Source organism: Pseudomonadota bacterium (genome assembly GCA_039028155.1).
GTDB lineage: Bacteria > Pseudomonadota > Alphaproteobacteria > SP197 > SP197 > JANQGO01.
The window spans coordinates 1-21,410 of record JBCCIS010000057.1; the positions used below are offsets into that span (position 1 = coordinate 1).

Below are 21,410 nucleotides of genomic sequence, written 5' to 3' on the forward strand. Positions count from 1 at the left end.
AGAACGCCTGCGGTTTCTGGTCGAAAAAGCGACGGAGCTCGGCGTGGCCGCGCTGGTGCCGGTCATGACTGAACACACCAGCGCGCCGGCGCCGCGCCAGGCGAAGTTGCGCGACTGGGCGATCGAGGCGGCCGAGCAATGCGGCAGGCTAAGCGTGCCGGACTGCGCCGCACCACAAGCCATGGCTGCGATTCTGGCGGATTGGGACGAGGCGCGCTGCCTGATCCTGTGTGACGAGTCCGGCGGCGGGAAACCGGCAATGGCCGTGTTTGAGCGCGGCGCCCAGGCGCCCGCGGCGCTTCTTGTCGGCCCTGAAGGCGGCTTTTCGGAGCCGGAGCGCGGTTTGATCGGTGATGTTCCCGTCTCGGTTGCCGTCGGACTGGGCCCCCGCATCCTGCGCGCCGAGACCGCCGCGGTGGCCGCTCTTGCGTATTGGCAAGCCGCCCAAGGTGACGCTAGGTTAAACCCCGCTGTCGCCCGGGACATTAAAGACCCCTGAGGCCCAATCTTTGTCTATTCCTTCCGCGCTGAACACCACACCGCTCACCGACAAGAGCCAGCTCATCGAGCGGCTGGAGAGCGGCTGCAAACCGCCCGAGACCTGGCGCATCGGCACCGAGCACGAAAAGTTCGCCTATGAGGTCGGCACCAACAGGCCGCTGCCCTATGACGGCGAGAACGGCATCCATGCCATCCTGACCGAGCTGCAGCGCTTCGACTGGCAGCCGATCCTGGAGGGCGAGACCCTGATCGGCCTGACCAAGGACGGCCAGAATGTGTCGCTGGAGCCAGGCGGCCAGGTCGAGCTGTCGGGCGCGCCACTGTTCGATCTGCACGAGACCTGCCGCGAGGTGAACGCTCACCTCGATCAGTGCAAGGAGGTTGCCGAGGAACTCGGAGTCTCGTTTCTTGGTCTGGGTTTCCGTCCGGTCGACCGGCGCGAGGACGTGCCGTGGATGCCCAAAGGGCGCTACAAGATCATGCGCGCCTATATGCCGACGGTCGGCACGCTGGGTCTCGACATGATGCTGCGCACCTGCACGATCCAGGCGAACCTGGATTTCGGTTCCGAAGCCGACATGGTGAAGAAGTTCCGCGTTGCCCAGGCCTTGCAGCCGGTGGCAACCGCGCTGTTCGCCAACTCGCCGTTCACCGAAGGCAAGCCCAACGGTTTCTTGAGCTATCGCGCCCAGGTCTGGACTGATACCGACAACGCGCGAAGCGGCATCCTGCCGTTTGTCATGGAGGACGGGTTCGGCTTCGAGCGCTATGTCGACTATGCGCTCGACGTCCCGATGTACTTCGTCATGCGCGACGGCAAGTACATCGACGCCTCCGGCCAGTCGTTCCGGGATTTTTTGGACGGCAAGCTGCCGGCGCTGCCCGGCGAAATCCCGACCGTCAGCGATTGGGAAGACCACCTGACCACGCTGTTCCCGGATGTGCGCATCAAACGCTACATGGAAGTGCGCGGCGCCGACGGCGCGAGCTGGCGGCGCATTTGCGCCTTACCGGCGCTTTGGGTCGGCATCTTCTATTCGGCGACCGAGCTGGACGCCGCCTGGGATCTGGTCAAGGACTGGACCTGGGAGGAGCAAATGGCGATGAAGGCTGACGTGCCGTCCTGGGGGCTGAGAGCCTCGTTCCGCGACGGCACGGTGCAGGATGTCGCCAAGCGTGTTCTCACCATCTCGGCGGAAGGCCTCAAACGGCGCGCCATATTCGACGGCACGCTAGACGAGGTCCACTTCCTGGACTCACTGATGGAGATCGCCGAATCCGGCAAGACCCCCGCCGACATCCTGCTGGAACAGTATCACGGGCCCTGGGGCGGCAAGGTTGATCCCGTCTTTACCGAGTACGCCTTTTAGAGCCTCGGCAAACCGTTCCTTTCTGGAGGACGCCACCATGCTGAAACGTTTTACGCCGGACGGCATCGCACCGCCGTTCTCCAACTACAGCCACGGTGTCGTCGTGCCGCCGGGCATGCGCGTGTTGTTTCTCGCCGGTCAGGTCGGTATCGACGCGGAGGGCAAAGTGCCGGACGACCCGGCCACGCAAAGCGATCTCGCCTTTGCCAACATGCTGGCGATCATGGCGGCCGAAGGTATGGGGCCGGAAGACCTGGTCGAAGTGACAGCCTATGTGGTCGGCGCCGAACACCTGGCGACCGTGCGTGCCGCGCGTGAAAAGGCGCTGGGCGATATCGCGCCCGCTTCGACCATGATCTTTGTATCGGCTCTCGCGGCGCCCTCCATGATGATCGAGGTCAAGGGCATCGCGGCCAAGGCCGAGTGACGACGAAGCAAAGAGAAGGGCACAGCCATGACGATCAAACGCTACAATCCCGATACGGTCTATCAGCCTGTCGCGCCCTACTACCAGAACAGCGAGGTGCCGGCTGGCGCGCGTTGGCTGGTGACCGCCGGTCAGGTCGGCATCGACCTGGGCGGTGATCTGATCAAGGACCATAAGGGCCAAATCAAGCAGACCTGGGCGAACGTGCGCGCGGTGGTCGAGGCCGCCGGTATGACGCCGGACGATATCGTCAAACTGACGATCTACATGACGCCGAACGTCGCCGAGCATCTGACCTATAGCCGCGAGGTCCGCATCGAGGCACTGGACGGCGCCAAACCAGCCGCGACGCTCGTCTATGTCGCCGGCCTCGCCGATCCCGACATGGTGATCGAAGTCGACGTCACGGCCGCCAAGGTCTGAACGATGCGCTAGTTGTCCTGTGTGGTACGGCGCGCGCGCGGCCGGTTGACGGCCACCTCGACCAGGCCGGCGGCGATCACCAGCGCCGTGCCGGTAGCCTCAATCCAACCGAAGGGTTCGGTGGTCAGGATGGCGGCGCTGGCGATGCCGAAAATCGCCTCGGCCTGAAACAGGATGCCGACGCGGCCTGGGTCGACCAGCCGAACCGCATAGAGCTGCATGCACATGACGGGGATCAGGAAAGCGACCGCGACCAGCAGCAGCCAGGGCAGCAGGTCGATGGTCTGAGACATCGACGGCGGCCGGCCGAGCGCGTCGATCGGCAGCAGGGTGATGGCAAGACCAATCAGCGACGCGGCCATGAAGAACGAGAAGACGTTCTCGAACATGCCGACACCGGGCGTCATGCGGATGCGGGTCGAGCCATAGGCCCAGAACAGGCCCGACAGCAGGGCCATCCAGTCGCCGGTGTTGTGCGGTATCGGGATGCTGCCATCGCTGCCCAGGATGACATAGAGACCGGCCAGACCCAGGACGATCGCCAGCACGCGCGGGAAGGTGAGCCGGCGCTTCATCAGCGTGACTTCGAAGATCGTCGCCCAAGCCGGCGAGACGTAGAACAGGATGAGCGCGCGCGCGACCTCGGTCAGGACCAGACTGTCGGCGTAAAGCACAAAGGCGCCGCCGGTGAAGATCGCCGTCTTCCACGACGCCAGACCGGTCGGTTTGCCTTGTGTCACGCGCCAGATCGCAAACGGAACCAAAACGACAAACGGCGTCAGAAACTGGCCGACGCCAGCCCAGGCGGCGTCCAGACCGGCATCGCGAAACTCGCGCATCGGGATCCAGAAAAGCCCCCAACACGCCGCCGAGGCCACCAACATCAGTGATGGCAGCCACTGGCTGCGCTCGATCGGCGCGCTCACAATCGGCCGCCGGGCTGCTTCACGCGGACGATCATCACGGTCAACACGGTGGAACTCCTCGCCCGGTACAAATCGGCAGCAAACGGTGTGCAGGCTAGTCTGGAAGCGCGACCTCGACCAGTCCCTCAGGTGGATGGCTCTGGGCTGGCCCGGCACGTCATTCGCCAAGTGCCGTCAAGAGACTGTATGGTCAGGTCAGCATGCAGCACGACCGATGCGGCGCGCGGGACGGGGTACCGCGATGAACGAAAACATCAGAAACTGGTCGCTGCTGATCGCCATGGGTGCGGCGGTCGGCTTGATCGCGCTCAACGAGACCGCGGTTGGCTTGACACTGCCGACCATACGTCACGAGCTCGGCATGTCGGCTGGCGCATCGCATTGGGTTGTGAACGCCTATCTTCTCGTTCTAGCGGCCTTCATTGCCGTCTTCGGCAAGCTCGGCGACCTCGTCGGGTTACGGCCGATCTACTTCGGTGGTGTCCTTGTCTTCGGTTTGTCATCGATCGTCTGTGCGGCGGCCGATGACGGAACGGTGTTGATCGTCGCCCGCGCGGTGCAGGGTCTGGGTGCGGCGGCACTCTATCCGGCGTCGCTCGCCATGAGCACGATGATCTTCCCACCGGAACGCGAGGGCTGGGCGCTCGGCGTGTTCAGCGGTGTCGCGGCCGGTTTCCTGGTTCTGGGGCCGCTGGTCGGCGGTTTCTTCACCGAGGTCGTGTCGTGGCGCTGGATCTTTTGGATCAACGTGCCGCTGGCCGTCGGCATCATCGCGCTGGTCATCGTGTGCCGCTTCAAGAGCCCCAGGGAGCCCGCGCCACGCCGTTTCGACATCGCCGGCCTGGTTACCCTGGTCGCCGGCTTGGCGGCGCTGGTGATCGGTTTGATGGAGGGCGCGGCCTGGGGCTGGGATGCCCTGCAGACCTGGGCCGTCTTCGCCGTCGCGGCGGTTCTGCTGACGGTCTTCACAATCGTCGAACTGCGCCACCCCCTGCCGCTGATCCGCGTCGCGATGTTCGGCGACGGCATTTTTTCCTTCGCCAACCTGGCGACGTTCATCGGCATGTTTCAGCGCATGGTGCTGGCGGTGTTCGGCGCGCTCTACCTGCAGCACAACCTGGGCATGAACCCGCTGGTGGCAGGGTTGGCCTTGCTGCCGGCCATGGTGCCGATCCCGATCGCCGCGGTTTATGCCGGCAAGCTCGCCGATCGCATGTCGTCGCTGCGCCTGACCTTGATCGGCCTTCTCGTCGTCGGTTTGGTTTTTGTCTGGGTCGCAGGCGCCATGTTGCTTGAAAGCTATGCGGTCTTGGTGCCGGCGCTGGTGATCTGGGGCATCTTCATGGCGCTCACCTTGGCGCCTCCGCGCAAGGCCGCCCTGGCCCAGGTTGACGACGACATGCGCGGCGAGGCAAGCGGCATTCTTCTCGGCACGCAGCTCTTGGGCGCCACTGTCGGCGTAGCGTTCGCCAGCGCCGTGCTCCAGATCACCGACAGTTACGCGGCGGTCTTTCTCGCGACCGCCGCTGTTACTCTCGCCATTCTCGCTCTGGGGCCTGTGATGGCACGCGCGTCACGACGCCAATAGGTCGAAGGATGCCGCAGCCGCAGCCTACAAGGCTGTCTGATGCCCGACAGTCACAGATAAGTCGTCTGAATACGTATATTTTTCAATACGTTAACCCGACTCGGCGGTAGCTTGTCTGCTGCCGGTCAGGCTGCTTCCGCAGCGTCGGTGCCGCCGACGGTCAGGCCTTCAACCATGATGGTCGGTTGGCCGACGCCGACCGGGACGCCCTGGCCGTTCTTGCCGCAGGTACCGATGCCGGGATCAAGCGCCATGTCATTGCCGACCGCCGCGACCTTTGTCAGGACATCCGGACCGTTGCCGATCAGCGTCGCGCCTTTGACCGGGCTGGTCGGTTTGCCGTCCTCGATCAGATAGGCCTCGGCGGCGGAGAACACGAACTTGCCGTTGGTGATATCGACTTGGCCGCCACCGAAATTCACCGCATAGAGCCCTTTCTTGACCGATCCCATGATCTCCTCGGGATCGCGGTCGCCGTCCAGCATGTAGGTGTTGGTCATGCGCGGCATCGGCTGGTGGGCGAAACTCTGGCGCCGGCCGTTGCCGGTCGGGGCATGGCCCATCAGCCGGGCGTTCATGCGGTCGTGCATGTAGCCCTTCAAGATGCCGTCCTCGATCAGCACCGTGCACTCGCTGGGCGTGCCCTCGTCATCGATGGTCAGCGAGCCCCGCCGCGATTCGATGGTGCCGTCGTCGACCACGGTAACGCCGGGCGCGGCGATCCGTTCGCCCAGAAGGCCGGAGAAGGCGGAGGTCTGCTTGCGGTTGAAATCGCCTTCCAGCCCGTGGCCGATCGCCTCATGCAGCAGGATGCCGGGCCAGCCCGGACCCAGCACCACCGGCATTTCGCCGGCCGGCGCGGCGACGGCGTCAAGGTTGACCAAGGCCTGGCGCAACGCCTCGTCGGCCTGGGCTTGCCAGTTCTCGGTGACCACGAAATCCTTATAGAGCGACCGGCCGCCGGTGCCGTGGCTGCCGGCTTCCATGCGCCCGTCTTCGGCGGCGACGACCTGGACGTTCAGGCGGACCAGCGGCCTGACATCGGTCATCAGGCGTCCATCAGCGCGCATGATCGCGACGACTTGCCAGTTGCCGGAGAGTGACGCCATGACCTGGTGGACCCTGGGGTCCAGCGAGCGGGCATAGGCGTCGATGTCCTGGAGCAGCTTGACCTTGTCCTCAAACGCCATTTCGGCCAGCGGATTGGCCTCGTCATAGAGCTTGCGATTGGTCGGCGACGGAGCCTCGCCCTTGACACCGCTTCGCCCGTCGACCGCCTTGACGGTCGCCACGGCCCGTTTGATCGCCGCCTCCGACACTTCCGAGGCGTGCGAATAGGCCGTCGCCTCGCCTACCACCCGGCGCAGGCCAATGCCCTGGCTGGTATCGAAGCTGGCGGTCTTCAGTTTGCCGTCGTCAAAGGCCAGCGCTTCGGACTGCACGTACTCCATGAACAGCTCGCCATCGTCGGCCGCGCCCAGCGCGTCCCCAACGAGTCGCTCGATACGGCCTTCATCCAGGTCATTGCGGGCGAAGAACAGCTCGTGAGGTGTGCGGTATTGCGACATCATCAACTCCAAAGACGTGCCCCAACATATGGGGCGGCGGCGGCGACAACCAAGTCAGGGCGATTGAGAGAGATAACGCGAATGCGGCGCGTTCGCAGGTAATTCGATGGGGTCAGTGTTGAACGTCACGCTCTTGTGATTCCCGGGACCGCTGTGTATGGTCCGCCGCGGCAGGCAAAACGTACAGAAAGTGCGGTGTTCCGTAGGGATTGGCGGCGCGCTGCGGGTATGGAGTAAGGTTGTTTCCGAGGGGATTCTTGCGTTCCGTCGGAACCGATAAAAGGAGAGCGGTCTTGGTCAGGAGGTTTCTCGGATTCGCGACATTTGTCGCCAGTCTGATAGCCAGCACGAGTGCGGCCTTCGCGCAGGTCGAGGACTGGGCCTGGGGGTTCCAGGAGGCAGTGTCGCCGATCATGCACGACATCAGTTCGTTCTACGACGGACTGTTGGTCATGATGGTGGGTATCTCGGCCCTGGTTCTGGTTTTGATGATCATCATCATCGTGCGTTTCAACCGGCGCGCCAACAAGGAGCCGTCGAGGACTAGCCACAATACGTTGCTGGAAATCGTCTGGACGACCGTGCCGGTGCTGATCCTGATCGCGATCGCCATTCCATCCCTCAGGCTGCTTTATTACGAAGAGACGATCCCTGAGGCGGACATGACGCTGAAGGCGATCGGGCATCAGTGGTACTGGTCTTACGAATACCCCGATCACGGCGAGATTTCGTTCGACGCCATCATGGTCCCCGATGATCAGTTGAAAGAAGGCGAGCTGCGGCTGTTGGCAACGGACAATGCCGTTGTCCTCCCGGTCGACAAGGTCGTGCGCGTGCTCGTGACGTCGCAAGACGTCATTCACTCCTGGGCGATGCCGGCCATGGGCGTGAAGACCGATGCCGTGCCGGGCCGCATCAACGAGCTGTGGCTGAAGATCGACACGCCCGGCACCTATTACGGTCAATGCTCAGAGTTGTGCGGCGAGCTGCATGGTTTCATGCCGATCATGATCAAGGCGGTTTCGGAAGAGGAGTTCCAGGCGTGGGTCACGGAGACCCAGGCGGAGTTCGCCGCCAACAACGCACCGGCGATCTCTGTCGCCGATAACGGCCTGACCGGCCAGTGAACAACAACATACCCTGCCCGGCAGGAGGAATGACGAGATGACCGAAGCCCAAGCGCACGCCGACGATCACGCGCACGACGATCATCACGATCATCCGCGCGGCATCATTCGCTATCTCTACTCGACGAACCATAAAGACATCGGAACGATGTACATGGTCTATGGCTTCGTCTTTGGTCTGATCGGTTTCGCGATGTCGATCCTGATCCGGATGGAGCTGGAAGCTCCGGGCGAAGGCATTTTGGGCGGCGATCATCAACTCTATAACGTGCTGATCACCAGCCACGGCCTGATCATGATCTTCTTCATGATCATGCCGGTGTTTATCGGCGGCTTCGGCAACTGGTTCGTGCCGCTGATGATTGGTGCGCCCGACATGGCGTTCCCGCGCATGAACAACATCAGTTTCTGGCTGCTGGTTCCGGCGGGGATCCTGGTGGTCATGTCGGTGTTCATCGATGGCGGTACCGGTAGCGGCTGGACGATCTATGCGCCGTTATCGACTTACGGCAGTCCGGGCTTAGCGGTCGACTGTCTGATATTAGCCATCCATTTGGCGGGTGCGTCGTCCATTCTGGGCGCGATCAACTTCATCACGACGATCTTCAACATGCGCGCGCCAGGCATGACGCTGCACAAGATGCCGCTGTTCGCCTGGTCGGTGCTGATCACAGCCTTCCTTTTGGTGTTGTCGCTGCCGGTTCTGGCAGGCGCCATCACCATGCTGCTGACCGACCGCAACTTCGGCACCGGCTTTTTCGATCCGGCGCTGGGCGGCGATCCGATCCTCTACCAGCATCTCTTCTGGTTCTTCGGTCACCCCGAGGTCTACATCCTGATCCTGCCTGCCTTCGGCATCATCAGCCACATCATCTCGACCTTCGCGCGCAAGCCTATCTTCGGTTACTTGGGTATGGCCTATGCCATGGTCGCGATCGGCTTCATCGGCTTCATCGTGTGGGCCCACCACATGTATACGGTCGGGCTGGGCGTCGACACCAAGGCCTATTTTATTGTCGCGACCATGGTCATCGCGGTGCCAACGGGCATTAAGATCTTCTCGTGGCTGGCGACCATGTGGGGCGGCTCGATCGAGTTCACGACCCCGATGCTATGGGCGCTGGGCTTCATCTTCTTGTTCACCGTTGGTGGCGTGACAGGCGTGCTGCTGGCCAACGCCGGCATCGATACGGCAATGCACGACACCTACTACGTCGTCGCCCACTTCCACTACGTGTTGTCGCTTGGCGCCGTCTTCGCGCTGTTCGGCGGGTTCTATTACTGGATCGGCAAGATGAGCGGCTACCAGTATCCCGAATGGGCCGGCAAGCTGCACTTCTGGCTGACGCTGATCGGCGTCAACGTCACATTCTTCCCACAGCATTTCCTGGGTATGGCGGGCATGCCACGGCGTATTCCCGATTACCCCGACGCCTATGCAGGGTGGAACGAGATCTCATCCTATGGCTCGTACATCACGGCCTTGGGCATGATTGTCTTCTTCTATGTCTTGCTGCGGGTGTTCGTGATCGGACGGGTGCGCTGCCCGGCCAATCCGTGGGGTGCCGGTGCGACGACGCTGGAGTGGACACTGCCGTCACCGCCGCCGTTCCACACCTTCGAAGAACTGCCTCAGGTCAAATAGGGGCGGGAGCCGAAGACCTTGCCGAGCGATCGTACGATCATCATGGAAAACGCCGCCGCGTCACCGGCGACGACACCGGCCGACTTTCTCGCGCTCTTGAAGCCGCGCGTGATGTCGCTGGTCGTCTTCACCGGCGCTGTCGGCGTTCTGGTCGCGCCCGGCAATCTGCATCCGGTTCTGGCGCTGGTCGCGATCCTGTGTATCGCCGTCGGCGCGGGTGCCTCGGGTTGCATCAACATGTGGTACGAGCGCGACGTCGACGCGATCATGCGGCGCACCCGCAACCGGCCTATACCGGCCGGGCGCATGGCGCCGCGCACCGCGTTGGAGTTTGGCGTCACGTTGGCCGTCGGGTCGGTGGCATTCATGGGGTTGGCGGTCAACTGGACCGCTGCCGGCTTGCTGGCCCTGGCGATCGCCTTCTATGTCTTCGTTTACACCGTCTGGCTGAAACGCCGCACGCCCCACAACATCGTCATTGGTGGCGCCGCCGGCGCCTTCCCGCCGATGATCGGTTGGGCCGCGGTGACCGGTGATGTCTCCATGGCATCGATCGTGTTGTTCGCGATCATCTTCTTCTGGACGCCGCCGCATTTCTGGTCGCTCGCGCTTTACCGGGCCGGCGATTACGAAAAGGCGGGCATTCCGATGCTGCCGGTGGTCGCCGGCGCGGCGGTGACGCGTCGCCAGATTCTGCTCTATGCGTTCCTCATGCTGCCCCTGACCATGCTGCCTTGGGTCATGGGATTTGCCGGTCCGGTCTATGGCGTCGGCGCGGCTCTCCTGGGCCTTGTATTCATTTGGGGCGCCTTGCGGATCGTGATCGACAAGACTGATCAGGCGGCACGCTGGATGTTCCGTTTCTCGATCCTGTATCTCGCGTTGATCTTCGGCCTGTTGGTCGTCGATAACGCGCTCCACGGGATCGTTTGATGCCATGCAGACCGGTGCCATGCAGCTGACCGATGAACAGAAACGCCAGAGACGCCGCCGCAACATCGCCTTGGGGCTGGTTCTCGGCGGCTTCATCGTGCTCGTCTATATCGTCACCCTGGTCAAACTGGGCGGGTCGAGCTGATCATGACTGATGCGGTGCGCCAACGCGGTAAACGCCGGACGGTTCTGGCGACCCTTGCCGTTATCGGCTGCATGGTCGCGCTGACTGTGGCGGCCGTGCCGCTTTACCGCCTGTTCTGTCAGGTCACGGGATTCGGCGGCACGCCGCAGATTGTCGAGGCGGCGCCCAGTCAGACCGACGACCGATGGGTCACCATACGTTTCGATGCCAACACGGCGCGCGGCATGCCGTGGTCGTTCCGCCCGCTGGACCGCGAGATCGAGGTCCGTGTCGGCGAACAGATGCTGATGTTCTACGAAGCCAGTAATCCAACGGACCGGGCGATCACCGGCACCGCGACGTTCAACGTGACGCCGGACAAGGCGGGCCTGTACTTCGCGAAGATCGACTGCTTCTGCTTTACCGAGCAGACGCTGGCGCCCGGTGAGACGGTCGAGATGCCGGTGTCGTTCTTTGTCGATCCCGAAATGTTCGACGATCCGATCACCGATGACGTGCACACGATTACGCTGTCCTATACGTTCTTTGAACAGGTCGGCGTTGAGGAACAGAACAGTGCCGCGCTCGTCCTGGACGGGACCGCCGACGCGGCGAGCGATTAGACGAAAGGTTGCCAGATGGCCGAGCATCATTCCCATAACCATCCTTACCACCTGGTCAACCCCAGCCCGTGGCCTGCGCTTGGTGCGTTCTCCGCGCTCGTGCTGGCTGGTGGCGCGCTGATGTATTTCAAGAACAACGATTATCTGTGGATGATCTTCCCCGGTCTGATCCTGTCGCTGTTCACCATGTTCATGTGGTGGCGCGACGTGATCCGCGAGGCGATCATCGACAAGGCCCATACGCCGACCGTTCAATTGGGTCTGCGCTATGGCATGGCCTTGTTCATCGCGTCGGAGGTCATGTTCTTCGTCGCGTGGTTCTGGGCCTACTTCAACGCCGCCCTGTTCCCGACCGAATGGATGGGCGGTATCTGGCCGCCGGAAGGCACGATGACGTTTGATCCGTGGGATCTTCCGTTCATCAACACGCTGATCCTGCTGTTGTCAGGCACGACGGTGACCTGGGCGCACCACGCGCTGAAAGAGGGCGACCGCGAGGGTATGATCGCCGGGCTGTGGCTGACCGTGATCCTGGGTCTCCTGTTCACCAGCCTGCAAGCGGTCGAGTATCTGCTGGCGCCGTTCGGCTTCCGTGAAGGCATCTACGGTTCGACCTTCTTCATGGCGACTGGGTTCCACGGCTTCCACGTCATCGTCGGTACCATCTTCCTGGCCGTGTGCCTGGTGCGCGCCTACAAGAATCAGTTCCTGCCGAACCAGCACTTCGGTTTCGAGGCGGCTGCCTGGTACTGGCACTTCGTCGACGTCGTGTGGCTGTTCCTGTTCACCTCAATCTACTGGTGGGGCGCGGGCGAAATCGCGCACCATTAGTACCGGATCCCTGGATCCGTTGGCCGGCCCTTATCCCACGCTGTCGCCATTCGGCACGGGCCTTAGGGGCCGATGCCCGCGATGCGGGCGGGGCAAGCTGTTTGACGGCTACCTGCGCGTTGCCGACAGGTGTGATGTTTGCGGTCTGACCCTTTCGCATGAGGATGCCGGTGACGGCCCGGCCGTCTTTATCATCTTGATCTACGGCTTCGTTATGGCGGCACTGGCGGCCTGGGTGGAATTGAGTTACGAACCCCCGTTCTGGGTCCACGGCATTATCTTCGGGCCGCTGATCATTGTTGGTTCGATCCTGCTGTTGCGGCCGTTCAAGGGCGTGATGATCGCCCTGCAGTACAAACACCGCGTCGCCGGCTTCGAGAACGAACCGCCGGCTTGAGAGGGCGTTTTCATGCGCCATTCACCGCTCGTCATCACTTTGTTTGTCCTGCCCATGCTGGCGGTCTTGATCGGGCTTGGCGTCTGGCAACTGGATCGTCTGTCCTGGAAGCGCGACATCATCGCCGCCATGGAACAACGGATGGGCGAAGCCCCGCTGGTGCTTGACGAAGTCCTGACGTTGCCCGCCGACGAGCGTCCCTGGCGGCCGGTCCGGGTGCTCGGAACGTTCTTGAACGACCGCGAAATGCCGCTCTACCGTCCCGCCGTCGACGGCGGTGACGTCGGCTATCACATCATCACGCCCCTGCTGTTGGCCGACGGCCGCGCGGTGCTGGTCAACCGCGGCTGGGTGCCGCCGGAAAAGCGGCTGGCCGAGTCGAGGAGTGGATCTCCGGCAGGACAGGTCTGGGTCACCGGCATCGTGCGCGAGTTCAGTGAACGCACCGCTTTTGCCAACGACAACGACCCATCGGCCGGGGAGTGGTATTGGATCGACCCCGACGCCATGGCGGCCGCGGCGGATGTACCGCTGCTGCCGATTGTCGTGGTCGCGGATCAAGGCAGCGACCCCCAGCAACTGCCCCGGGGCGGTCAGGTGCGGCTCGATCTGCCCAACCATCACCTGCAGTATGCGCTCACGTGGTTTGCGCTGGCCGGGGTCCTGCTGGTCATCTATGGCATTCTCCTGTTCCGCACGATGCGCAGAAAGGGCAGCCCATGACGCCGGCCTATCAAGAGCTGGAAAAGCGTTTCGCCCATTTGGCGGCATTTCGCGAGACCATCGGCATTTTGACCTGGGACCGCGAGACCACAATGCCGCGCGGCGGGGCGCCGGGACGCGCCGATCAGCTGGCCGCGCTAGAGGGGCTGTGCCACGGCATGCTGAGCGAACCGTCGCTTGGCGACCTTCTGGAACAAGCGGAAGGTGAAGGCGGCACGCTTGAGGGCGCCCAACAGGCCAACATCAGAGCCATGCGGCGTGTCTGGCGCCATGCCAACGCCGTGCCCGCCGACTTGGTCGAAGCCCGTTCACGGGCCTGTTCGGCCTGCCAGCAGGTGTGGCTGGAAGCCCGTCCGGCGGCCGACTTCGCGGCCTTTCTGCCGACGTTCGCCGAGGTCATCAACCTGACCCGCCAAAGTGCCGCCGCCAAGGCTGAGGCGACGGGCACGTCGACCTACAACGCTCTGCTCGACGAGTACGACCCCGGCCTTACCGAAACGCGCATCGATCCCCTGTTCGAACGCCTGGCCGACGTGCTGCCCGGACATCTGGAGCACGCCCGCGCCAACCAGCGCAAGCCTGAGCCGCTTGCCGGGCCGTTTGCCATAGCCGACCAGGAGTCGCTGGGTCTCAAACTCATGGCCGCGGTGGGGTTTGACTTCGAATGCGGGCGCCTCGACGTCAGCGCCCATCCGTTCACCGGCGGCGCGACCGGCGATGTGCGGATTACCACGCGCTACGACGAGAACGACTTCGCGTCGGGTATCATGGGGGTGATGCACGAGACCGGTCACGCGATCTATGAGCAGGGGCTGCCGGATGCCTGGGCCGGTCAGCCGGTAGGACGCGACGCCGGCATGTCGATCCACGAGAGCCAATCGCTGCTGATTGAAATGCAGGTCAGCCGGGGCCGCCCGTTCCTGGAATTCTTGGCGCCGCTGTTGCGCGAAACCTACGGCGGCGACGGGCCTGCCTGGCAGGTCGACAACCTGATACGCCTCTCGAACCGCGTGGAGCCAGGCTTTATCAGGGTCGATGCCGATGAGATCACCTATCCCTTCCACATCATCCTGCGCTACCGCTTGGAGCGCATGCTGTTGTCCGGCGATCTCGACCCCGCCGACCTGCCGGCGGCATGGAACGATGGGATGGAGGGGCTGCTTGGCATTCGCCCGCCGGACGATCGTCTCGGCTGTCTGCAGGACATTCATTGGGCGGACGGTCTGATCGGCTACTTCCCGACCTATACGCTTGGCGCCCTGGCGGCCGCTCAGCTCTATCGCGCGGCGCTCGAAGCCCACCCGGAAATCCCGGATTGTTTGCGCCGCGGCGACTTCAGTCTCCTGCTGTCGTGGCTGCGCCAGAACGTGCATCAATGGGGCGCCATCCTGACCACCGACGAACTCATCGAACAGGCGACGGGCGCGCCGCTCAGCACGGCGGCGTTCGAGAGCCATCTTGCTGAACGTTATGGCGGATAGAGCATGCGGTATGTGAGCACACGCGGCCGCGCGCCGGTCCTGGATTTCGAAGAAGCCATGCTGACGGGCCTTGCTTCCGACGGCGGCCTCTACCTGCCCGAGGCCTGGCCGCAGTTCTCGCGCGACGACATCCAGGCGATGGCCGGTCTGAGCTACGCCGAGATCGCCGCGCGAGTGATGGCGCCGTTCGTTGATAGCTGGATCGAACCGGATGAGTTGCAAGACCTGACGCGCGAGACCTATGCGGTGTTCGATCACGCCGCAGTCGTGCCGATGACGCAGCTTAACGACAACGATTGGCTCCTGGAGCTGTTCCACGGACCCACCTTCGCCTTCAAGGACGTCGCCCTTCAACTGCTCGGCCGGCTGTTCGATCGTGCGCTTGCGCGCCGCGATACGCGTGTGACCATCGTCGGCGCCACGTCCGGCGATACCGGTTCGGCGGCGATCGCAGGCTGCGCCGGCCGCGAAAGGATCCAGACGTTCATTCTGTTCCCGGATGGGCGCGTCAGCGACGTACAGCGCCGCCAGATGACCACGGTCGACGCGGATAACGTCCACTGCCTGGCGATCGAGGGCACGTTCGACGACTGCCAGGCCCTGGTCAAAGCGATGTTCGGTGACGATCAATTCCGCCGCGCGATCGGCATGGCAGCCGTCAATTCGATCAACTGGGCCCGTGTCATGGCCCAGATCGTCTATTACTTCGCGTCCGCAGTCCGGCTCGGCGCGCCGGGGCGCGATATCGCGTTCAGCGTCCCGTCTGGCAATTTCGGCGCCATTTTTGCCGGTTTTGCCGCGCGCAAGATGGGTCTGCCGATCGCCCGGTTGATCATCGCGACCAACGCCAACGACATCCTGGCCCGATTCGTCGAGTCGGGCGAATACCGCAAGTCGACGGTTGTCGAGACCTATAGCCCCAGCATGGATATCCAGGTCTCAAGCAACTTTGAACGGGCGTTGTTCGAGCTGCACGACCGCGACGGCGACACGATCGAACAGCTCATGGCGGATCTCGCGCGCAATGGCGGCTTCGCGGTCGGCAACGATGTGGCCGGTGCGACGCGTCAGATCTTCGACGCCTTTCGCTTGGACGATGATGGGATTTTGCAGGAAATTCGCCGGATTCACGGCAATTCCGGCGTGATCGTCGACCCTCACACCGCATGCGGGACGGCCGCGGCTAGGGCCACTGGCGTGCCCGCGGATGTGCCAGTCATCGTTCACGGCCAGGCCCATCCGGCGAAGTTTCCGGACGCGGTTGCAGCGGCAATCGGTCACGCACCCCCCGCACTGGACCGTCTGGCCGAGGTGATGGATCGGCCTGAACGAGTCGAACACTTGCCAAATGACTTGGCAGCCGTGCAAGCTTTCATCAAGAAAGCAAAAACGTCTGGTGGACCATGAGTGTTGAAGTATCCACGCTTGCCAATGGCATGCGTGTCGTCACTGACCGTATCGAGGGCGTCGAAAGCGCGGCGGTCGGGGTGTGGGTCGACGTCGGGGCACGCGACGAACCGGCCGAACTGAACGGAATCTCCCATCTTCTGGAACATATGGCGTTCAAGGGCACGGAGCGCCGGGACGCCCAGGCGATCGCCCAGGAAATCGAGGATGTCGGCGGCCATGTGAACGCCTATACCTCGCGCGAACACACGGCCTACTACGCGCGGATCCTGAAAGACGATGTTCCGTTGGCGGTCGATATCCTGGCCGACATCCTGCAGAACTCGACATTCTGCGACGACGAGCTCGAGCGTGAGCGTTGGGTGGTCATGCAGGAAATCGCGCAGGTCTACGACACGCCCGACGATCTGGTCTTTGATCTGTTCCAGGAATGCGCGTTTCCCGACCAGCCGATGGGTCGGTCAATCCTGGGCACGCCCGATAAGGTCGATGGATTCAGCCGCGATGCGCTGAGCGACTTCATGGGCCAGTTCTATAGCGCCGACAGCATGGTGCTCGCGGCGTCCGGCGCCGTCGAGCACGACGCGCTTGTCGGCCTTGCCGGGGAACACTTCGCCGGCCTGCGGCACGCCAACATGCACTCGGCCGAACCGGTCGCTTACGGCGGCGGTGCCAAGGAACAGGCCGACGACGTCGAGCAGGTACACATGGTCGTCGGTTTCGATGGCGTCGGCTACGAGGACCCCGACTATTACGCGGTCCAGCTTCTGTCGAACGCGCTGGGTGGCGGCATGTCGTCGCGCCTGTTCCAGGAAATCCGTGAGAAGCGTGGCCTTGCCTATTCGATCTATTCCTTCGGTTCGTCCTTCATCGACGGCGGCCTGTTCGGCGTTTACGCCGGCTGTGCGGACGAGGACTCCAACGAGGTCGGCGAGGTCATCGCCCACGAACTGAAGCGCGCGACCGACGGTATCAGCGACGCGGAACTGGAACGCGCGCGCACCCAGCTCAAAGCGGGCCTTCTCATGTCGCGCGAAAGCACGTCGTCACGATGCGAAACTGTCGCGCGCCAGATGTTGGTTTTCGGCCGGCCCGTGCCACAGGATGAAATTGTCGCGAAACTGGACGCGGTCGACGGCGAACAGATTACATCGAGCGCCGAACGCCTTTTCCACACCTGTCAGCCGACCGTCGCCAGTATTGGCCCGGCCGGCTACCAACAACATTACGAGAGGATCGCCGGGCATCTTGCCTGACGCGAGCTGAGTGCTGAACCTCCTGAAACGCATGCCGAGCGACCAACCGGGACCGGTGTTGACGGGCGACCGCGTTTTGCTGCGCCCCGCTCGCATGGAAGACTGGTCGTCTTGGGCTGAGGTGCGGCGCGTCTCGCGCACTTTCCTGGAGCCGTGGGAGCCGACCTGGGCGTCCGACAGTTTGACGCAACAGGCGTTTCGCCGCCGCGTGCGCATTCTTCAGCGTGAGCGTCTGGCAGGGACATCGTCCGGTCTATTGATGTTCGATCGCGAGGGCGGCCAGGTGATTGGCGGTCTGACAATTGCCGACATCCGGCGTGGTGTCGCGATGACCTGTTCGATCGGCTATTGGGTCGGCGAACCCTATGCCCGACAGGGATACATGAGCGAAGGCGTCGCCGTCGTTCTGGAGCACATCTTCGATACCTTGCGCCTGCACCGGGTCGAGGCAGCATGTCTGCCCGACAACGAAGCCAGTCAACGGCTGTTGCGTCGCTTGGGATTCCATGAGGAAGGCCTGGCGCGCGGTTACCTCAAGATTGATGGCCGCTGGCAGGACCATCGCCTGTTCGCCCTGTTGGAATCGGACTGGCGGCATTTCCGCCTGCAGCAACATCAGCATCGCGCCGCGGCCCTTGCCGGCGACTGATCAGCGACCCGCGACGTCAGTCAGGCAAAACGAACAGCCTAGCTTCGGCCGGTGCCGATCATGAAGGTGGCGTCGATGGTCATGACCTCAACGCCGTCCTGATTACGCATCGAGCCGCGCCAGGTCACGATGCCGCGGTCGGGTTTGCTGTTGGAGACGCGGGTCTTTTTGATCTTGATCGACGCCGACAGCCGGTCGCCCGGATGGACCGGCGCCAGCCAGCGCAGGTCATCAAGCCCGCCGGAACCCAGGCTCAAGGACCCGTTGAGCAGGTTGGTGGCAAGCAGACGCATGAAAAGGCAGGCCGTTTGCCAGCCACTGGCGATCAAGCCGCCATAGATCGATGTGGCCGCGGCACCGGGATCGGTATGAAACGGCTGTGGATCGTATCGTTCGGCGAACGCAACGATGTCGTCTTGGCTGAGCGTTACCTCGCCCAGATCAATGACGTCGCCGGCGACAAAATCGTCGAGGCAGCGAAGTGTCACAGAACGATCAGTTGGGTTTGCCGGAGATGCCCGGATCGGATGTCAGCATGCCGGGGTCGATGCCGATCTTGCCCAGCGCCTTGTTCCACTTCGCGCCCAGGTTCTGGCCGAAGATCAACTCTTCGTCAGCCTCGCAGGTCAACCAGCCATTGCCTTGGATTTCGGCATCAAGTTGGCCCGGCGCCCAGCCCGCATAGCCCAGCGCCAACAGGCTGCGTCGCGGTCCAGCGCCCTGCGCCATGGCACGCAACACATCGACCGTCGCGGTCAACGACACGCCTTCGGCGATCGGCAGCGTGCCGTCGTTGGAGTAGTCATCAGAATGCAGAACAAACCCACGACCGGTCTCAACCGGGCCGCCGAAGTGCAACCGAATGGCATCGGCCGCTGGACCCTGATCGATACCGAGTTGGGTTAAGAGATCGCCAAAACTCAAGTCATCCAGGGGTTTGTTGACCACCAACCCCATCGCACCGTCTTCGTTGTGGGCGCACATGTAGACGAGCGTGCGTGCAAAACGTTCATCGCCCATTGTCGGCATGGCGATTAAACAGTGACCTTCAAGATAGTCGGTGTTGCCGGTCATGACCTTTCAACTATTGCGCGCCCGGACCAATTGTACATCCAGATGGGAAGCCGTCGACACAGAAATTGGTCAGCCCGTTTTGAGCCGCCCTCTATCGATGCGTAGAGCAGATTGACGTTGCCGCGACGCTTCGCCAAGAAACCTGGATCTGCTCTAACATACTTGTGGGCCACCATCTGCGCGTTATATGAAGCCGTATCCTCGGTTCGAGGCAGGTTTCACGATTCCCAGGGGGAAAACCATGACGATCAAAGTAGGCGACAAGATGCCAGCGGGCACCATGCAGACAATGACGGCCGATGGCCCGCAGGCGGTCACCACCGATGAGTTGTTCGGTGGCAAGAAGGTTGCCCTGTTCTCTGTGCCCGGCGCCTTCACGCCGACCTGTTCGGCCCAACATTTGCCCAGCTTCGTCAACCACGCCGGCGACTTGAAGTCGAAGGGCGTTGATACCATCGCCTGTATGGCTGTGAACGACGCCTTTGTCATGGGTGCGTGGGGTGACGATCAGCATGCCGAGGGCAAGGTGATGATGCTGGCCGACGGCAGTGCCGACTACACGAAGGCGCTCGGTCTCGAAATCGACCTCGACGGTTACGGCATGGGGCTGCGCGGCAAGCGTTTTTCCATGGTGGTCGACGACGGTGTCGTAACGCAGTTCAACGTCGACGAAGACGGTTACGGCAGCACCAGCGCGGAGACGATGCTGGAGCAGCTCGGCTAGAGCAGTTCGCATTCTATCTGAATCGCTTGCAATCCAGATAGAAGGCGTGAATCTGCTCTAACTATGTGATCGAGAGCGGATCCTCGCGATTAGTCAGAGCCGCCGAGTGGCTCTGATTGTTCGCGATCCACTCTAGGAGCACGGCGCAACGTAAAACAAAACGGCCTCCGGTTTCGATCGGGGGCCGTTTTTGATGGAACGCCACGCCTTACCGATAAGGTTCCATGCCCTCGCGCGCCAGGGCGTCGGCGCGCTCGTTGCCGGGATCGCCGTCATGGCCTTTGACCCAATGCCAGGTCACGTTGTGACGTGCGAGCGCCGAGTCCAACCGCTGCCATAGGTCGGCGTTCTTCACCGGCTTTTTGGCCGCCGTGCGCCAGCCATTCTGTTTCCAGCGTGTGATCCATGAGGTGATACCGTCGCGCACATAGGTGCTGTCGGTAAAAAGCTCGATGGTCGACGGCCGCTTGAGCGATTCAAGCGCCTCGATCGCAGCCATCAGTTCCATGCGATTGTTGGTGGTCTCCCGCGCGCCGCCATTGATTTCCTTTTTGGCGTCGCGCCAATGCAGCAGCGCGCCCCAACCACCGGGACCGGGATTACCCGAACACGCACCGTCGGTGTAGATAACGACAGGCGTGTCCGCCATATCAGGTCAGACCGTAGGCTGTTGGACTCGTCACGCCCTGATGGAAGCGCAGCTTGCGCAGGTACTCCAGCGGGTCCTTCGGCGTGACGAGCGCGCCGTCGACCGGATGCAGCCAATCGAACAATCGGGTCAGAAGAAATCGCAGCGATGCGCCGCGCGCCAACAAGGGAAGCGCGTCCAGCTCACCGGTTTCGAATGGGCGAACCTGGCGGTATGACGCCAGCAGTTGTCGCGCTTTGGTGACGTTGAACTCGCGTTCGTTTTCGAAGCACCAGGCGTTCATGCAGATGGCCACGTCATAGACGAAGAAGTCGTTGCACGCGAAGTAGAAGTCGATCAGGCCAGTCAGCGCATCGTCTTCAAAGAACACGTTGTCGCAGAACAGGTCGGCATGAATGACGCCTGATGGCAGGTCCTCTGGCCAGGAGCTCTCCAGCGCTTCGACTTCCGAAGCTATCTCGCGCCCCAGGCCCGGCATGACTTCGTCAGCCTGCGCAAGGCATTGTTTGGCCAGGCTCTGCCATCCCGACAAGCAAAGATCGTTCGGCCGGGTCATTGAAAAGTCCTGGCCGGCCAAGTGTAACTTGGCCAGGGCGCTTCCCAGGGCCGAACAATGTTCTGGCCTGACCCTGCGCGGCGAGACACCATTCAGGAACGAGATGATCGCCGCCGGCCGTCCGTTGAGTGTGCGCAACGCCGCGCCGTCCCGGCCGTGGATCGGAGTCGGGCACGGCACGCCGCGATCGGCAAGGTGCTCCATCAGGCCAAGAAAGAACGGCAGGTCGTCCTCGCGAACGCGTTTTTCGTAGAGAGTCAGAATGAACGGCGAGCGATCGGTCAGCAGCAGGTAGTTGCTGTTCTCGACGCCTTCGGCAATACCCTTCAACGAGACGACCCGGCCGATGTCGTACTCGGTCAGAAAGGCGGCAACGTCTTCTGCCGCGACGTCGGTATAGACAGCCAT

Annotated in this window: 24 protein-coding genes; 18 read left to right on the forward strand and 6 right to left on the reverse strand. The window is 62.7% G+C overall.

The genetic code is table 11. From position 1 onward, the window contains the following. From AAF563_21450 to AAF563_21465, 4 genes are all read left to right on the forward strand, one after another. A partial coding sequence (locus AAF563_21450) for an RsmE family RNA methyltransferase (GenBank protein MEM7123856.1) occupies nucleotides 1–499 on the forward strand: 499 nt, incomplete at its 5' end. A gap of 10 nt (nucleotides 500–509) precedes the next feature. Next, nucleotides 510–1,871: a glutamate--cysteine ligase gene (locus AAF563_21455; protein ID MEM7123857.1), complete on the forward strand. Its 1,362-nt coding sequence runs from the start codon at nucleotides 510–512 to the stop codon at nucleotides 1,869–1,871. A gap of 37 nt (nucleotides 1,872–1,908) precedes the next feature. After that, complete coding sequence (locus tag AAF563_21460; GenBank protein ID MEM7123858.1) at nucleotides 1,909–2,298, forward strand: Rid family hydrolase; 390 nt, start codon at nucleotides 1,909–1,911, stop codon at nucleotides 2,296–2,298. A gap of 27 nt (nucleotides 2,299–2,325) precedes the next feature. After that, nucleotides 2,326–2,721: a RidA family protein gene (locus tag AAF563_21465; protein ID MEM7123859.1), complete on the forward strand. Its 396-nt coding sequence runs from the start codon at nucleotides 2,326–2,328 to the stop codon at nucleotides 2,719–2,721. A gap of 8 nt (nucleotides 2,722–2,729) precedes the next feature. Here AAF563_21465 and AAF563_21470 read toward each other — a convergent pair whose 3' ends face one another. After that, nucleotides 2,730–3,647, reverse strand: a complete 918-nt coding sequence (locus AAF563_21470; GenBank protein MEM7123860.1) for a DMT family transporter — start codon at nucleotides 3,645–3,647, stop codon at nucleotides 2,730–2,732. A 241-nt stretch (nucleotides 3,648–3,888) separates the two neighbouring features. Here AAF563_21470 and AAF563_21475 point away from each other — a divergent pair, with 241 nt between their 5' ends. Continuing rightward, nucleotides 3,889–5,235: an MFS transporter gene (locus tag AAF563_21475; GenBank protein MEM7123861.1), complete on the forward strand. Its 1,347-nt coding sequence runs from the start codon at nucleotides 3,889–3,891 to the stop codon at nucleotides 5,233–5,235. Nucleotides 5,236–5,360: 125 nt separating this feature from the next. Here AAF563_21475 and tldD read toward each other — a convergent pair whose 3' ends face one another. Continuing rightward, on the reverse strand, nucleotides 5,361–6,803 hold the full coding sequence (gene tldD, locus AAF563_21480; GenBank protein MEM7123862.1) for a metalloprotease TldD: 1,443 nt from the start codon (nucleotides 6,801–6,803) through the stop codon (nucleotides 5,361–5,363). 293 nt (nucleotides 6,804–7,096) lie between these two features. On the opposite strand from tldD, the gene coxB reads away from it, so the two are divergent. The 12 genes from coxB to AAF563_21540 are packed head-to-tail and all read left to right on the forward strand — an operon-like array spanning nucleotide 7,097 to nucleotide 17,999. Further along, a complete protein-coding gene (coxB, locus tag AAF563_21485; GenBank protein ID MEM7123863.1) occupies nucleotides 7,097–7,930 on the forward strand; it encodes a cytochrome c oxidase subunit II in 834 nt (277 codons plus the stop codon). A gap of 37 nt (nucleotides 7,931–7,967) precedes the next feature. Further along, nucleotides 7,968–9,575, forward strand: coding sequence for a cytochrome c oxidase subunit I (ctaD, locus tag AAF563_21490; GenBank protein MEM7123864.1), 1,608 nt, complete (start codon nucleotides 7,968–7,970; stop codon nucleotides 9,573–9,575). Between the two features lie 42 nt (nucleotides 9,576–9,617). Beyond that, a complete protein-coding gene (gene cyoE / locus AAF563_21495) occupies nucleotides 9,618–10,508 on the forward strand; it encodes a heme o synthase (GenBank protein ID MEM7123865.1) in 891 nt (296 codons plus the stop codon). Between the two features lie 4 nt (nucleotides 10,509–10,512). Continuing rightward, on the forward strand, nucleotides 10,513–10,653 hold the full coding sequence (locus tag AAF563_21500; protein MEM7123866.1) for a hypothetical protein: 141 nt from the start codon (nucleotides 10,513–10,515) through the stop codon (nucleotides 10,651–10,653). 2 nt (nucleotides 10,654–10,655) lie between these two features. After that, nucleotides 10,656–11,255 (forward strand): cytochrome c oxidase assembly protein, encoded by a 600-nt coding sequence (locus AAF563_21505; protein ID MEM7123867.1) that lies wholly within the window; start codon nucleotides 10,656–10,658, stop codon nucleotides 11,253–11,255. A 15-nt stretch (nucleotides 11,256–11,270) separates the two neighbouring features. Beyond that, nucleotides 11,271–12,086 (forward strand): cytochrome c oxidase subunit 3, encoded by an 816-nt coding sequence (locus AAF563_21510; GenBank protein ID MEM7123868.1) that lies wholly within the window; start codon nucleotides 11,271–11,273, stop codon nucleotides 12,084–12,086. Between the two features lie 19 nt (nucleotides 12,087–12,105). Then, nucleotides 12,106–12,483, forward strand: coding sequence for a DUF983 domain-containing protein (locus tag AAF563_21515; protein MEM7123869.1), 378 nt, complete (start codon nucleotides 12,106–12,108; stop codon nucleotides 12,481–12,483). Between the two features lie 12 nt (nucleotides 12,484–12,495). Beyond that, entirely contained in the window at nucleotides 12,496–13,206 is a 711-nt protein-coding gene (locus AAF563_21520; GenBank protein MEM7123870.1) for an SURF1 family protein, read from the forward strand. Then, nucleotides 13,203–14,687 (forward strand): carboxypeptidase M32, encoded by a 1,485-nt coding sequence (locus tag AAF563_21525; protein ID MEM7123871.1) that lies wholly within the window; start codon nucleotides 13,203–13,205, stop codon nucleotides 14,685–14,687. Before AAF563_21520 ends, AAF563_21525 begins: the two co-directional genes overlap by 4 nt. 3 nt (nucleotides 14,688–14,690) lie before the next feature. Continuing rightward, a complete protein-coding gene (thrC, locus tag AAF563_21530) occupies nucleotides 14,691–16,094 on the forward strand; it encodes a threonine synthase (protein MEM7123872.1) in 1,404 nt (467 codons plus the stop codon). Continuing rightward, entirely contained in the window at nucleotides 16,091–17,350 is a 1,260-nt protein-coding gene (locus AAF563_21535; protein ID MEM7123873.1) for a pitrilysin family protein, read from the forward strand. Before thrC ends, AAF563_21535 begins: the two co-directional genes overlap by 4 nt. A gap of 10 nt (nucleotides 17,351–17,360) precedes the next feature. Beyond that, nucleotides 17,361–17,999 (forward strand): GNAT family protein, encoded by a 639-nt coding sequence (locus AAF563_21540; protein ID MEM7123874.1) that lies wholly within the window; start codon nucleotides 17,361–17,363, stop codon nucleotides 17,997–17,999. A 38-nt stretch (nucleotides 18,000–18,037) separates the two neighbouring features. Here the strand turns inward: AAF563_21540 and AAF563_21545 are convergent, their stop codons facing one another. Together AAF563_21545 and AAF563_21550 are read right to left on the reverse strand one after the other, a co-directional pair. Continuing rightward, entirely contained in the window at nucleotides 18,038–18,487 is a 450-nt protein-coding gene (locus tag AAF563_21545; protein MEM7123875.1) for a MaoC family dehydratase, read from the reverse strand. Nucleotides 18,488–18,494: 7 nt separating this feature from the next. Further along, the gene (locus AAF563_21550; GenBank protein MEM7123876.1) at nucleotides 18,495–19,073 is read right to left on the reverse strand and encodes a YqgE/AlgH family protein; all 579 of its coding nucleotides are present in this window, start codon (nucleotides 19,071–19,073) and stop codon (nucleotides 18,495–18,497) included. Between the two features lie 241 nt (nucleotides 19,074–19,314). Here AAF563_21550 and AAF563_21555 point away from each other — a divergent pair, with 241 nt between their 5' ends. Beyond that, on the forward strand, nucleotides 19,315–19,797 hold the full coding sequence (locus tag AAF563_21555; protein ID MEM7123877.1) for a peroxiredoxin: 483 nt from the start codon (nucleotides 19,315–19,317) through the stop codon (nucleotides 19,795–19,797). 208 nt (nucleotides 19,798–20,005) lie between these two features. Here the strand turns inward: AAF563_21555 and rnhA are convergent, their stop codons facing one another. Both rnhA and AAF563_21565 read right to left on the reverse strand, forming a co-directional pair. Then, nucleotides 20,006–20,446: a ribonuclease HI gene (gene rnhA, locus AAF563_21560; protein ID MEM7123878.1), complete on the reverse strand. Its 441-nt coding sequence runs from the start codon at nucleotides 20,444–20,446 to the stop codon at nucleotides 20,006–20,008. A 1-nt stretch (nucleotide 20,447) separates the two neighbouring features. Beyond that, nucleotides 20,448–21,410, reverse strand: coding sequence for a homoserine kinase (locus AAF563_21565; GenBank protein ID MEM7123879.1), 963 nt, complete (start codon nucleotides 21,408–21,410; stop codon nucleotides 20,448–20,450).

Excerpts from the sequence above, each read along its gene's own strand:
- AAF563_21510 (MEM7123868.1), top strand. The coding sequence starts at position 11,271 with ATGGCCGAGCATCATTCCCATAACCATCCTTACCACCTGGTCAACCCC.
- AAF563_21525 (MEM7123871.1), top strand. The coding sequence starts at position 13,203 with ATGACGCCGGCCTATCAAGAGCTGGAAAAGCGTTTCGCCCATTTGGCG.
- AAF563_21520 (MEM7123870.1), top strand. The coding sequence starts at position 12,496 with ATGCGCCATTCACCGCTCGTCATCACTTTGTTTGTCCTGCCCATGCTG.
- rnhA (MEM7123878.1), bottom strand. The coding sequence starts at position 20,446 with ATGGCGGACACGCCTGTCGTTATCTACACCGACGGTGCGTGTTCGGGT.
- AAF563_21475 (MEM7123861.1), top strand. The coding sequence starts at position 3,889 with ATGAACGAAAACATCAGAAACTGGTCGCTGCTGATCGCCATGGGTGCG.
- ctaD (MEM7123864.1), top strand. The coding sequence starts at position 7,968 with ATGACCGAAGCCCAAGCGCACGCCGACGATCACGCGCACGACGATCAT.
- AAF563_21535 (MEM7123873.1), top strand. The coding sequence starts at position 16,091 with ATGAGTGTTGAAGTATCCACGCTTGCCAATGGCATGCGTGTCGTCACT.
- AAF563_21505 (MEM7123867.1), top strand. The coding sequence starts at position 10,656 with ATGACTGATGCGGTGCGCCAACGCGGTAAACGCCGGACGGTTCTGGCG.
- AAF563_21465 (MEM7123859.1), top strand. The coding sequence starts at position 2,326 with ATGACGATCAAACGCTACAATCCCGATACGGTCTATCAGCCTGTCGCG.
- AAF563_21550 (MEM7123876.1), bottom strand. The coding sequence starts at position 19,073 with ATGACCGGCAACACCGACTATCTTGAAGGTCACTGTTTAATCGCCATG.
- cyoE (MEM7123865.1), top strand. The coding sequence starts at position 9,618 with ATGGAAAACGCCGCCGCGTCACCGGCGACGACACCGGCCGACTTTCTC.
- AAF563_21565 (MEM7123879.1), bottom strand. The coding sequence starts at position 21,410 with ATGGCTGTCTATACCGACGTCGCGGCAGAAGACGTTGCCGCCTTTCTG.
- tldD (MEM7123862.1), bottom strand. The coding sequence starts at position 6,803 with ATGTCGCAATACCGCACACCTCACGAGCTGTTCTTCGCCCGCAATGAC.
- AAF563_21555 (MEM7123877.1), top strand. The coding sequence starts at position 19,315 with ATGACGATCAAAGTAGGCGACAAGATGCCAGCGGGCACCATGCAGACA.
- AAF563_21500 (MEM7123866.1), top strand. The coding sequence starts at position 10,513 with ATGCAGACCGGTGCCATGCAGCTGACCGATGAACAGAAACGCCAGAGA.
- thrC (MEM7123872.1), top strand. The coding sequence starts at position 14,691 with ATGCGGTATGTGAGCACACGCGGCCGCGCGCCGGTCCTGGATTTCGAA.
- AAF563_21460 (MEM7123858.1), top strand. The coding sequence starts at position 1,909 with ATGCTGAAACGTTTTACGCCGGACGGCATCGCACCGCCGTTCTCCAAC.